We start from the raw sequence: 12,440 nt of genomic DNA, 5'->3' as shown, positions 1-12,440 counted from the left end.
GAAAATGCTGATTCGGCATCTCCTTCATGCTTTGTAAAACTATTTAAATGGAGGGGAGAGCTTTGTATGTTGTGGTATGTAGGAAAGCGTTTGTTACAATCTGTTATCACGCTGTTTATTATTATCACGATTGTGTTCTCGTTATTACGATTAATGCCCGAAGAAGGATATTTAGGGGCAGCGGCAGAAAAAATGTCACCGGCTCAAAAAGAAACTTATTTAACAAGTTTAGGGTTACGTGATCCACTGCCTGTGCAATTGGGGAATTTTTATGCGGATTTATTTCAAGGTGATTTAGGCAAATCCGTTACATATCGTACGGATGTGCCTGTAGTCACAATTATTTCAGATAAAATAACGTATTCTTTGTTATTTGGATTAGGAGCTGTAGCTTTATCGCTTCTTATCGGTATGCCACTCGGCATTTTGATGGCTCAAATGAAGGGACGCTGGTTGGATCGACTAGGGACTGGCTACATTGTGTTTGTCGTAGCTGTACCAGCTGCAGTGTATTACTTAGTAATTCAAATGTATATTACGGACATTTTTCATTTGCCGATGCTTTTTGATGAATATAGGCCCATTACGTGGCTATTACCGCTTACGTCAATGGCGTTAGCACCGACCGCTTCCTACGCGATGTGGATGCGCCGTTACATGGTAGATGAACTAAACAAAGATTATATTAAGCTAGCACGTGCAAAAGGAGTGAAAGAGCGCACATTGATGTTTAGTCATGTACTGCGCAATGCATTTATCCCGATGGCGCAATATTTGCCAGCAACAATCCTCTTTACTATCACTGGCTCTATTTATATTGAATCATTGTACTCTATTCCAGGAATGGGAGGATTACTAGTTGATGCTATTCAACGGCAGGATAATACGATTGTACAAGGCTTAGTGCTTGTTTTTTCATCACTTGGTATTATCGGTTTGATTTTAGGAGATATTGCCATGGCACTCGTTGATCCACGCATTAAATTAGGGAAAGGGGAGAGTGTGCGCTAATGAGCATTTATACAGAAGAGATAGATAATATAGCAGACAAATCTCGTGCAGAACTATTTGAATTTTTTGAAGCTAGTGATCATCAGGCGGAAGAAACAGCCTACTCCAATTATTCCTATTGGCGTTCTACTTGGCAATCTTTTTTGAAAAACCGCATGGCTGTCTTTTTATTAGTAATTGTTTGTATCATTGTAGCTTTCACGATTTTTCAGCCATATTTACCCGCACAAAAATCACCAACTGAAATATACCTCGATGAACAAACGGGATTACAGGCACGTAATATTGCACCGAACGCTGAATTTTGGTTTGGCACTAATTCGATTGGGCAAGATTTATGGTCTCGTATTTGGGCTGGGACAAGGACATCGTTAATGATTGGCTGTGTTGTTGCATTAGTTGAAGCGGTTGTAGGAATTACAATCGGCACACTATGGGGCTTCTCTCGTAAATTAGAAATGCCGATTACTCAGCTTTATAACGTAGTAGATAATATTCCAACAACAATTGTCCTTATTTTAATGTCATATATATTACGGCCTAGCATTTCGACCATTATTATTGCAATGTGCATTACAGGTTGGGTGGAAATGGCACGTTTCATCCGTAATCAGATTGTTATTTTACGAGATCGAGAATATAATTTAGCATCAAAATGTTTGGGGACACCAGACTATCGAATTATTATTAAAAATCTACTACCGTATTTAATATCTGTCATTATGCTTCGGATGAGTTTGGCGATTCCATTTGCAATTGGAGCAGAAGTATTTTTAACGTATATCGGCTTAGGATTACCGATTAGCGAACCTTCATTAGGGAATTTAATTAACGAAGGTCGTGTTCTTATGATGTCACCAGATTTGAGGTATCAGTTAATTTTCCCAAGCATTGTACTAAGTATTATTACAATAGCATTTTATATTATTGGTAACTCATTTGCAGATGCAGCAGATCCTAAAAATCATGTATAGGGGGGATTGAAATGGTAGTGGAGCAAACAAAATCCCGTATTTTAACGATTCAAAACTTAGTCATCAAATTTACACTTCGTGGCCAAGTTCTCACAGCAATTCGAGATATTTCCCTTGAACTATATAAAGGTGAAAGCCTTGCCATTGTTGGCGAATCGGGTTCAGGTAAATCAGTGCTCATGAAATCAATCATGGGCTTACTCGATAAAAACGGTACTATCGAGCAAGGGCAAATTTTATACAACGATATGGATTTAGCGCAGTTTAAAACGGAACAACAGTGGTTGAATATCCGAGGTAAAGAAATAGCGATTGTTACACAGGATCCTATGACATCTTTAAATCCATTAAAAACAATCGGTAAGCAAATAGAGGAGTGTGTTGTGTTACACCAAGGGCTAAAAGGCAAAAGCGCATATGCAGAAACACTCCAATTATTAACGGATGTCGGTATTTATGATGTAGAGAAGCGCTATAAGCAATACCCTCACGAATTTTCAGGAGGAATGCGCCAACGTATTGTTATTGCCATTGCACTCGCATGCAAGCCGAAAATTTTAATATGTGATGAGCCAACAACAGCATTGGATGTAACCATCCAAGCACAAATTTTACAGCTTCTAAAAAATCTTCAGCAAAAATACGGACTGACAACTGTTTTTATTACACATGACTTAGGCGTTGTAGCAAAAGTCGCAGATCGTGTCGCCGTAATGTACGCAGGGGATGTTATCGAAGTTGGTGGCACACATGAAGTATTTTTTAATGGTAAGCATCCATATACATGGGCGCTTATTTCTTCTTTACCTCAGCTTGGGTCGAAAGGGGAACAGCTCTACGCCATTAAGGGGACCCCTCCAAACCTTTTTAAAGAAATTAAAGGAGATGCTTTTGCCCCGCGCAATCAATTTGCCTTAAAGATCGATTACGAAATACGTCCACCATTTTTTCAAGTAAGTGAGACACATTATGCCCGTACATGGCTATTAGATCCTCGTGCACCAAAAGTAGAGCCTCCCACAGCGCTACAAGCATTTTTTGAAGAAGGGAGACTGTATGCCAATGAGCAATAAAGAAGTATTAGTCGAAGTGAAAAACTTAAACATTGTGTTTGGTAAAGGGAAAAATAAGTTCGTGGCAATTGACAATGTTAGTTTTAATATTTATAAAGGCGAAACATTCGGCTTAGTAGGTGAATCGGGCTCAGGGAAAACGACCATTGGCCGTGCCATTATGCGTATCAATGAAGTAACGGGTGGTCAAATATTGTATCATGGCAAGAAAATAAACGGCAAAATCACAAAAGATTGGGACCGTGACATTACGCAAAAAATTCAAATGATTTTTCAAGACCCGATGGCATCGCTCAATGAACGGGCAAAGGTAGACTATATTATTTCAGAAGGTCTCATGAATACGAAAAATTTTAAAGATGAGGCTGACCGTCAGCAAAAAGTACAAAATGCGCTATTAAATGTTGGCCTATTGCCTGAATTCGCTAGTCGTTTTCCTCATGAATTTTCTGGCGGTCAGCGTCAACGCATTGGGATTGCACGTGCATTAGTGATGGAGCCTGAATTTATTATTGCGGATGAGCCAATTTCCGCACTAGACGTGTCCATTCGAGCGCAAGTGCTTAATTTGCTATCGAACATTCAAGAAAAAAATAATTTAACATACTTATTCATTGCCCACGATCTATCAATCGTACGATTTATTACGGATCGTACTGCTGTCATTTATAAAGGGAATATTGTTGAGTTAGCAGAGACAGAAAAGCTATTTACTAACCCAATTCATCCATATACGCGGGCATTGCTATCAGCAGTACCTGAGCCAAATCCATATAAGGAGCGGGCGAAAGTAGTAGAAGTTTATAATCCATTACAGCATCGATATGATTTGGCGCCACCTTCATTTGTGGAAATTGAGCAAGGGCATTTTGTTTTAGCAAACGAAGAGGAAATCGAAAATTACCGTACATCAAAAAAAGTGGAGGTAAGCGAATGATTCGACCTAAAGCTTTGACAAAAGGGGATACAATCGGACTTATCAGTGCTTCAGGTGCTACGCCACCAGAAAAGCTATACCCTGCAATCGACAGTATTGAGAAACTCGGTTTTAACGTAATAGTGGGGGAAACATGTCGAGCAAGACATGGTTATTTAGCTGGTTCAGATGAACTTCGTGCGCATGATGTAAATGAAATGTTCCGTAATCCTCATGTCGATGGGATTTTCTGTATACGAGGAGGATACGGGGCAACGAAGATTTTACCTAGACTTGATTTCGAGATGATTAAAGAAAATCCAAAGGTGTTTGCAGGTTATAGCGATGTGACTGCATTACATATCGCCTTTAATCAAAAATGTGGTTTTGTTACTTATCATACGCCAATGCCATCGACGGAATTTATTGCTCAAAACATGGATCAATTTACGTGGGATTCATTTATGAAGCAGGTGATGGCAACAGATAACAACTGCTTGCTGCTAAATCCTCCCCAACAACCAATGACAACACTCGTTACGGGTAAAGCGACAGGGCAACTTGTTGGTGGCAATTTAACATTGATAACGGCATCATTAGGCACGCCGTATGAAATTGATACAAAGGGTAAGATTTTATTTTTGGAAGATATAGATGAGAGCGAGCAACGTGTAGATCGCATGCTTACGCAATTAAAATTAGCTGGTAAGCTCGATGAAGCACAAGGGTTGTTACTAGGTGCTTGGACGAATTGTGGACCTGAAAATCCGAAGCAGCCAGAACGTAGCTTATCATTAAACACTATTTTTGAGGAGATTTTAAAACCGTTAAAGAAACCAATTTTAATGGACCTTACCTGTGGCCACTGTTTACCGACGATGTCACTTCCTTTAGGTCGGATAATTACAGTACACGCAGACACGCAAAAAATTAAAGTTATAGGATAGGTGAACTATGCAACAGACGATTCAACATATTATAGATGACGCTCCGTATAAAGTGCATATGTTTGTAAAAGAATTGAAGACGAATCAGTTCATTATTAAAGAACGCATAGATGAGCCTTTCTCTAGTGCAAGTTTAATTAAAGTGCCAATACTTATTGCCGTATTGGATTATTTAGATAACCACAATGTGCCAATAGAGCAAGTTATGACGATAAGTCGCGAGGACTGGGTCGATTATAGTGTAATTAGCGAACAAAAATTAACGACAAGTACAATTTATGAACTGTTAGTATGGATGATTACGACAAGTGACAATACAGCGACAAATGTATTAATTGATTTTATCGGGATGGATGCACTTAATAAGTTCTTTCGTAAAATTGGTTTATCGCATACACAAGTGCAACGAAAAATGATGGACTTCGAGCGACTTGCAAAAGGTGTTGACAATATTACCTCTGCACGTGATATGGCACATCTTTTTAGCGATATTTATGCAAAAAATCTCCTAAATCCTGTATTTAGTCAGCTTGTAATTGATATTTTGTGCCGCCAGCGATTTCATGAATCTTTAAGACGGTATATAGCCGATGATGTGGAAATAGCCCATAAAACAGGTGGTCTTGATAGCGTTGACCACGATGTAGGAATTGTTTACAGTGACGTTCAAGATTATTGTATTGGGGTATTTATTACAGAAGTTACTGAAAATGATATCGCTCGGCAAATAATAGGTCATCTATCAAAGGCCGTTTATGACAATCTGATTGGACTGAAAGGAGAGGCGATATGAATGCAATTGTCATTGCTATGATTGCGAATTTACATGCTAAACCAGATAGTGCTTCGGAGCTAATTGATGAAGTCCTCTATGGTATGCCTGTTCAAGTTATAGAGGAGCTAGCGAATGATTGGGTCCGTATTCAAACTGCCTACCGCTACGAAGGCTATTGTGAGAAAAGGGATTTGCTCATAGATGATCAGAACACAAGTACGTGGCTTCAAAAAGCCCAACATGTTATTAACCAGCGTTTTGCAGATGTTTTACAAGAACCGAAAATTCAAAGCTCGATAATAATGACATTCGTAAAAGGGTCAGTTGTGCATGTCGTTTCAGATGAGCCATTAAATAAGGAATGGGCAGCAATTCAATTGGCGACAGGAGAAATAGGTTATTTACGTCAACAATGGCTGCTCCAAAAAGTTGCAGAAAATAGCCTTACGGAGTATGTCTTCCGAGAAAATGTCGTGCAAACGGCACTTAGCTATTTAGCAACCCCGTATCGCTGGGGAGGAAAGTCACCGCTTGGCATTGATTGCTCTGGCTTGTGTTCAATAGCTTATATGCTAAATGGCGTAACGATTTTCCGTGATGCTAAAATCGCAGAAGGTTTTCCAATTAAAGAAATAACATTTGAACGCATGCAAAAAGGAGATTTATTATTTTTCCCAGGTCATGTTGCAATGTATATTGGTCAGACACTTTATGTACATTCATCGCTCGGTGGTAATGAGGTTAATATTAATAGTCTAGATGAACAGCATGCGTTATATCGTAAAGATTTAGCAACGACCATTACAGCAGTTGGGAGCTTATTTTATAAAGAACGATGAATCTTGAGAGAAAAAAGAGGTATTCAACGGTCAGGATGTTGAATACCTCGTAGTTTGCTATTTTTAGGTAGCTTTTTTTCTCAATATTGATAAATATTTAATTGTTGTCCAGCTTCAATAGTATCTGTGCGAAGCTGGTTCCATTGCTTAATAGATGTGACCTTAACATTATGAGCCTGTGCAATATGCATCAGAGAGTCACCATCTGCGACTGTAATGGTTTTTTTTATTTTTACGGGGCTGTCATATTGTTGTAGGTCGTACTTGGCAATTAGGTTATTTAGCTTTTCGTTGTATGTTGAATCCGTTGCGTAGGAGCCTGTCAAAAATTTTGTCGCATCTGTATAGGACTTTGTATTACTTTTAAAGACACCAGTATAAAAATTTTTGTTCCAGGATACACCGTTGCGAAGTAAATGGACATAATCCTTCATGGATTCTTCATAGGAAGGATATTTGCGGAATTCAGCCATCACAGTTGTTAGATTACCAGAGCCATCATCCTCAAATGTTTCAAGTGTCACGGAATCGTTTTGATATTTACCTTTCATGCCAAATAGATTGTTATTAGGAGATGAACCAAGACCACTTTCCCCTTGCTTGCTCTCTAAAATGGCTTGTGCAATCATCACAGATGCATAGAGGTCATTTTCTGCTCCAAGCTGCCTTGCAGTTTCTGCAATGGAGCCAATAAATTCTTCAACACTCGGACCTTCATCTACATATTCTTGTACGGGATTATTGGTAGACTTGAGTAGCTGGATCATCATATAAGTGGAAATACTGATTACGGATGCTATGACAACCATTCCGATTAATAGTTTTTTTAATAATCTCATGTAGTTTATAGATGTTGAATATTTGCAACACCTTCCTCCTTTCTTTTCGAAAAATAGATTACTCTCTTATTATTGTAAAACAATTAGATAATAAAAAGCATCGTTTTTTCATTAGAATTCATAATTAATAGAACGAACTTTAACAAGAAAAAGTTTCGTTATGTTAGCGTTTGTCTCTAAGAAGTGTATGAAAGTAGGTTATTGACATATCTTTATAAAACAAAAAGTTGAAATACTTTTTTGTGGTATTAATATAAAATTATGTAAAATAAAGTAGTGGGAATTGAGTGGTTATGATGGACAGTATTAGTACGGCAGCTTTTTGCAGTTTATCTTCTGGAGAATGTGGAAAGATATACTGGAGAGACGAGCGAAGCTAGCCAATTTATCAAAAAAAGTGAGAACTTTTCATTAACAAGGAGCTTAGAGTATGATCGCATTTGAGAATGTTACGAAAACATATGAAAACAACCAAGTTGCAGTGAATTCCATCAATCTTGAAATAAAGAAAGGAGAATTTTTTGTCATTATAGGCCCTAGTGGTTGTGGAAAAACGACACTACTAAAAATGATCAATCGATTAATTCATTTGACTGAAGGAACAATACGAATTAACGGTAAAAGAATTAGCGATTATAACATACATGAACTACGATGGAATATTGGTTATGTGCTCCAACAAATTGCTCTTTTTCCGCATATGACCATACAAGAGAATATTGCGGTTGTCCCTGAAATGAAAAAATGGAGTACGCCTGAAATTTCTCAACGAGTTCGTGAATTATTAGAAATGGTAGGGCTTGAACCAGACAAATATAGTGAGCGCAAGCCGAAGGAGCTTTCAGGTGGTGAACAGCAACGGGTTGGTGTTATTCGTGCATTGGCCGCAGATCCTGAAATTATATTAATGGATGAGCCATTTAGTGCACTAGATCCAATAAGTCGTACAAAATTGCAAGATGATCTTCTAGAGCTTCAACGAGCGATACAAAAAACAATCGTATTTGTTTCCCATGATATGCAAGAAGCGTTAAAGCTCGGGGATCGTATATGTGTGATGAAGGATGGGGAAATTGTCCAAATTGGTACACCACAAGACATTATACAAAATCCAGTAAATGATTTTGTACAAAAATTTATTGGGATAAAGGATGATCCGTTCAGTGTATTTACCATTCAACAAGTAATGGAACCATTTGCTGAAAAGGCGCATCAAAATTATGTTCATTCTAGTGTTGCAGTAGACGATTCCTTACAGCACATTCTTCAGCAATTGGCTCAACAAGAATGTGTTGTAGTTAAAAATGATACTGAAATAATTGGAATCATTACAAGGCAATCCATGCTACATTTTTTAGCCTCAAAACGAGGTGATGCAAATGATTAATTTTTTTGACGTTTTGAATGAACGTAAAGGTCAGCTAATTGCTTCATTAATAGAGCATGTTCAAATTTCTTTCATTGCCCTATTTTTTGCAGTAATTATTGCTATACCTCTTGGAATTTATTTAACGAATAAAAAGAAAATAGCAGAAAGCGTTATCGGTATTAGTGCAGCTTTACAAACAATTCCTTCATTAGCTCTATTAGGTTTGTTAATTCCGTTGCTTGGTATTGGGAAAACACCTGCTATTATTGCCCTTGTTGTCTATGCGCTTCTTCCCATTTTACGCAATACATTTACAGGCATAAATGAAGTAGACCCGTCTTTGAAGGAAGCGGCAATGGCGATGGGGATGAATACAACTAGAAGACTAGTGAAGGTAGAACTACCACTTGCGATGCCTGTAATAATGGCGGGCATACGGACAGCAATGGTCTTAATAGTCGGAACAGCCACACTAGCAGCATTAATTGGGGCCGGTGGGTTAGGAGATATTATTTTGCTTGGTATTGACCGCAATAATACATCACTTATTATCTTAGGTGCTGTACCAGCCGCTATTTTAGCATTAGTATTTGATTATTTATTGAAAAAGCTAGAATCACTGTCATTTAAAAGAACAGTTACGGCATTAAGTGCGATTTGTGTGGCGGCAATCGTGTTAATTGTGTTGCCATTCTTAAACTTCAATGACAAAGAGGATATTGTGATTGCGGGGAAACTTGGATCTGAGCCAGAAATACTGATTAATATGTACAAATTATTAATTGAAAATGACACAGATTTACATGTGCAATTAAAACCTGGACTTGGTAAAACTTCCTTTGTCTTTAATGCACTTAAATCAGGAAGCATCGATATTTATCCTGAATTTACAGGTACAGCAATAGCAGAGTTTTTAAAAGAGCAAGCGGTAAGTAATGACCAAGAGGATGTTTATAAACAAGCAAAAGAAGGCATGCTGGAAAAATTCGATATGGTCATGCTCAATCCAATGCAGTACAACAACACGTATGCATTGGCCGTTTCAAAACAAATGGCTGAAACCTATCAATTACAAACGATATCAGATATTAAAGCTATTCAAGACACAATTAAAGCAGGCTTTACGTTAGAATTTAATGATCGTGAAGATGGCTATTTAGGCATTCAAAAGCGCTATGGTATTAATATTGCTTCTATTACAACGATGGAACCAAAGCTTCGATATCAAGCTATTCAATCAGACAATATCGATTTATTAGATGCATATTCAACTGACAGTGAGTTACGACAATATGATTTGACTGTTTTAATAGATGATCAACAGCTATTCCCACCATATCAAGGTGCGCCATTGTTAAGAAAAGAAACACTCGAAAAGTATCCTGAGCTTGAAAAGGTATTAGGCAAGCTTGCCAATCAAATAACGGATGACGAAATGCGTGAAATGAATTATCAAGTAAACGTTGAAGGGAAAAATATAGAAGATGTAGCACGGACATTTTTAGAAAATGCAGGATTGCTGTAAATCTGAACGTGTAGAGAAAGTCCCAAATAATGCATACTATTTGGGACTTCCTTAGTTGACGATACTTCATGTGACGTTATACAATAAAAAAGACCGTCCAGACGGTTTTTATTACGAGTTTTTAAGGAGGGATACGATGTCATCGAAGGCAGATTTAAAACGTGCCCATATTATCCACACGGCGATTCAATATTTAAAGGAGCATGATTTACATACTTTAACGTTGGACAAAATTGCCCAAAAGGCGAATATCAGTAAGGGTGGTCTTCTGTATCATTTCAAATCAAAGGATGAGCTTTATTCGGCTATTGCACAAACCATTATGACTGAATTTGTCGACTCTTTTGAAGCTATAACTCAGCTGGAGCACGGCACTGGTAAAAGAACAAGGGGGTTCATCTTAGCTTCACAAAAAGATTATGAAGACGGAGCTTGGATTAATATTGCCATACAAATTATTCAGAATGATAATCACTCGATTTCCATTGCCTATGAGCAATTACTCGAAAGTCTGTTACATGATGGCCTTGAACCATCAATCGTTCATATGATTCGCTTAACGATTGATGGTTTGTATTATTCCAAGTTATTAAATATCGCACCAGTATCTAAGCAAGTAACTGAAACTGTTTTTGATCAATTATTGCAAATGACGAGAAAGGACGATCAAACATGAGTGCATTAGGTTTTTTATTCATTGCAATAGTTGCGGAGGTTTTTGCCAGTTCAATGTTGAAACTAACTGCAGGATTTAAACGGTTATTACCTTCACTAGGAGTTGTCATAGGGTATGGCGCAGCCTTTTATTTTTTATCATTAACATTGCAATCTTTACCGATTGGCACTGCCTACGCAGTATGGGCAGGATTAGGCACAGCGTTAACGGCTGTTGTTGGCGTTGTTTTTTATAAAGAATATTTTAATGTCAAAAAGCTTGCGGGCATTTTATTAATTATAATCGGTGTGGTAATTTTAAACCTCGCCGGCGGAAGCCATTAGGGGGATTTAAGAATGAAAGGTTATATATATTTAACGATATCTATTGTCTGTGAAGTGTTTGCGACAACGATGCTCAAGCTATCTGAAGGATTTACAGTACTTGGTCCATCAATCGCAGTTGCTTTTGGTTATGGCATTTCTTTTTATTGCTTATCTTTATGTTTAAAAACTTTACCATTAAGTTTAGCCTATGCGATTTGGTCAGGGGTTGGGACAGCCCTAACAGTCGTTCTAGGCATTGTCATTTGGGGAGAGATTTTTAATCTCTATACAGCAATTGGCATTTCATTAATCATCGGTGGTGTAATTCTGCTCAATCAAGGGAATCAACATCATGCACATTAGTTTTGCAGAAGAAACGCTTGGAACCGCGGAATTAAAGCATAGAATCGCGGGAAACCCGTAGCGAAGCGCGGAATTAATACATTGAATCGCGGAAAAACCGCACTAAACCGCGGAATTAATGCAATACTTCGCGGGAATTTTATATCAATATTGTGAAGGATGCTAGGTAAACTCCTAGCATTCTTTTTTTTATGTAAAACGCCGTTATTTTTTAGTGTCACCTTATAAATTATGTCGTCATATTTCGATAACGTACATATTATAACGAGAAAGGACAAATAAATTTTCTGCTACCGTTCGAGTAATGATACATTGCGAAAATGGAATAGGAAGGGGCTGGGGAAATTGGGTGTTGAAAAAGGAAGAAACCACTTTGTAAGTGAAGCGCTATACGATATAAAAGCACTTCAGGATATAATCACAGATTTTCATTCGAAATATTATGGTCAGCTTCTTGTAAAAATAGTTGGTAGTGATACCATTCCCTTTTTTTTAATAACGCACAATGGAGCACATTTACGATTAATAGATACTGTCAAACAATTTGAAACAGAGTATTTCCGTATAGAAGAAATTGATAAAGAGCGTTGTCGAGGAACTATTTCACTGTTACGAGCTTATGATTATGAAGGCAATGAAACGAACTCAATTGCTGATGTTGTACGACTAGAACGAACAACTACAGAAAAGTCTATTGAGTTAGGCAGTATTTCAGCTATACAGCTATTAAATCCTGATTTATTAAAAAAGAAATTCATCATTGAGCCTAAGTGGTAAGAAACGTTCTATGGTAAAACTACTAAAATAATTGAAAAACTAGAGCATCTG

14 protein-coding genes are annotated in these 12,440 nt (G+C 37.6%); 13 read left to right on the top strand and 1 reads right to left on the bottom strand.

What is annotated here, in order from left to right:
- Positions 1 to 66: 66 nt before the first annotated feature.
- From NSQ74_RS16350 to NSQ74_RS16320, 7 genes are read left to right on the top strand one after another with little or no spacing between them, the layout of a single operon-like run.
- A complete protein-coding gene (locus NSQ74_RS16350; protein ID WP_340824715.1) occupies positions 67 to 1,011 on the top strand; it encodes an ABC transporter permease in 945 nt (314 codons plus the stop codon).
- Positions 1,011 to 1,985 carry an ABC transporter permease gene (locus tag NSQ74_RS16345; protein ID WP_340824713.1) on the top strand — a complete coding sequence of 325 codons (975 nt, stop codon included), beginning with the start codon at positions 1,011 to 1,013 and terminating at the stop codon, positions 1,983 to 1,985. Before NSQ74_RS16350 ends, NSQ74_RS16345 begins: the two co-directional genes overlap by 1 nt.
- A gap of 11 nt (positions 1,986 to 1,996) precedes the next feature.
- Positions 1,997 to 3,058 (top strand): ABC transporter ATP-binding protein, encoded by a 1,062-nt coding sequence (locus NSQ74_RS16340; RefSeq protein WP_340824712.1) that lies wholly within the window; start codon positions 1,997 to 1,999, stop codon positions 3,056 to 3,058.
- Positions 3,048 to 3,995 (top strand): ATP-binding cassette domain-containing protein, encoded by a 948-nt coding sequence (locus tag NSQ74_RS16335; protein WP_340824711.1) that lies wholly within the window; start codon positions 3,048 to 3,050, stop codon positions 3,993 to 3,995. Before NSQ74_RS16340 ends, NSQ74_RS16335 begins: the two co-directional genes overlap by 11 nt.
- Positions 3,992 to 4,921 carry a S66 peptidase family protein gene (locus NSQ74_RS16330; RefSeq protein WP_340824710.1) on the top strand — a complete coding sequence of 310 codons (930 nt, stop codon included), beginning with the start codon at positions 3,992 to 3,994 and terminating at the stop codon, positions 4,919 to 4,921. Before NSQ74_RS16335 ends, NSQ74_RS16330 begins: the two co-directional genes overlap by 4 nt.
- Positions 4,922 to 4,928: 7 nt before the next feature.
- The gene (locus NSQ74_RS16325; protein ID WP_340824709.1) at positions 4,929 to 5,714 is read left to right on the top strand and encodes a serine hydrolase; all 786 of its coding nucleotides are present in this window, start codon (positions 4,929 to 4,931) and stop codon (positions 5,712 to 5,714) included.
- On the top strand, positions 5,711 to 6,535 hold the full coding sequence (locus NSQ74_RS16320) for an SH3 domain-containing C40 family peptidase (RefSeq protein WP_340824708.1): 825 nt from the start codon (positions 5,711 to 5,713) through the stop codon (positions 6,533 to 6,535). Before NSQ74_RS16325 ends, NSQ74_RS16320 begins: the two co-directional genes overlap by 4 nt.
- An 80-nt stretch (positions 6,536 to 6,615) precedes the next feature.
- Here the strand turns inward: NSQ74_RS16320 and NSQ74_RS16315 are convergent, their stop codons facing one another.
- Complete coding sequence (locus NSQ74_RS16315) at positions 6,616 to 7,374, bottom strand: glucosaminidase domain-containing protein (RefSeq protein ID WP_340824706.1); 759 nt, start codon at positions 7,372 to 7,374, stop codon at positions 6,616 to 6,618.
- Positions 7,375 to 7,804: 430 nt separating this feature from the next.
- Between NSQ74_RS16315 and NSQ74_RS16310 the strand changes: the two genes are divergently transcribed.
- From NSQ74_RS16310 to NSQ74_RS16285, 6 genes are all read left to right on the top strand, one after another.
- Positions 7,805 to 8,761, top strand: a complete 957-nt coding sequence (locus NSQ74_RS16310; RefSeq protein WP_340824705.1) for an ABC transporter ATP-binding protein — start codon at positions 7,805 to 7,807, stop codon at positions 8,759 to 8,761.
- Positions 8,754 to 10,268, top strand: coding sequence for an osmoprotectant update ABC transporter permease/substrate-binding subunit OpuFB (opuFB, locus tag NSQ74_RS16305; RefSeq protein ID WP_340824704.1), 1,515 nt, complete (start codon positions 8,754 to 8,756; stop codon positions 10,266 to 10,268). Before NSQ74_RS16310 ends, opuFB begins: the two co-directional genes overlap by 8 nt.
- A 136-nt stretch (positions 10,269 to 10,404) precedes the next feature.
- The gene (locus tag NSQ74_RS16300; protein WP_340824703.1) at positions 10,405 to 10,944 is read left to right on the top strand and encodes a TetR/AcrR family transcriptional regulator; all 540 of its coding nucleotides are present in this window, start codon (positions 10,405 to 10,407) and stop codon (positions 10,942 to 10,944) included.
- Positions 10,941 to 11,267 carry a DMT family transporter gene (locus NSQ74_RS16295; RefSeq protein WP_340824701.1) on the top strand — a complete coding sequence of 109 codons (327 nt, stop codon included), beginning with the start codon at positions 10,941 to 10,943 and terminating at the stop codon, positions 11,265 to 11,267. Before NSQ74_RS16300 ends, NSQ74_RS16295 begins: the two co-directional genes overlap by 4 nt.
- Before the next feature lie 12 nt (positions 11,268 to 11,279).
- Complete coding sequence (locus NSQ74_RS16290; protein ID WP_340824700.1) at positions 11,280 to 11,612, top strand: DMT family transporter; 333 nt, start codon at positions 11,280 to 11,282, stop codon at positions 11,610 to 11,612.
- 345 nt (positions 11,613 to 11,957) lie between these two features.
- Positions 11,958 to 12,389 (top strand): hypothetical protein, encoded by a 432-nt coding sequence (locus NSQ74_RS16285; RefSeq protein ID WP_340824698.1) that lies wholly within the window; start codon positions 11,958 to 11,960, stop codon positions 12,387 to 12,389.
- Positions 12,390 to 12,440: the final 51 nt, after the last annotated feature.

Origin of the sequence: Lysinibacillus sp. FSL W8-0992, assembly GCF_038008685.1 — a bacterium.
In the GTDB taxonomy this organism is placed as follows: Bacteria; Bacillota; Bacilli; order Bacillales_A; family Planococcaceae; genus Lysinibacillus.
Note: the sequence above shows the minus strand (reverse complement) of the source record. Positions and strands in the feature narration are given on the sequence as shown.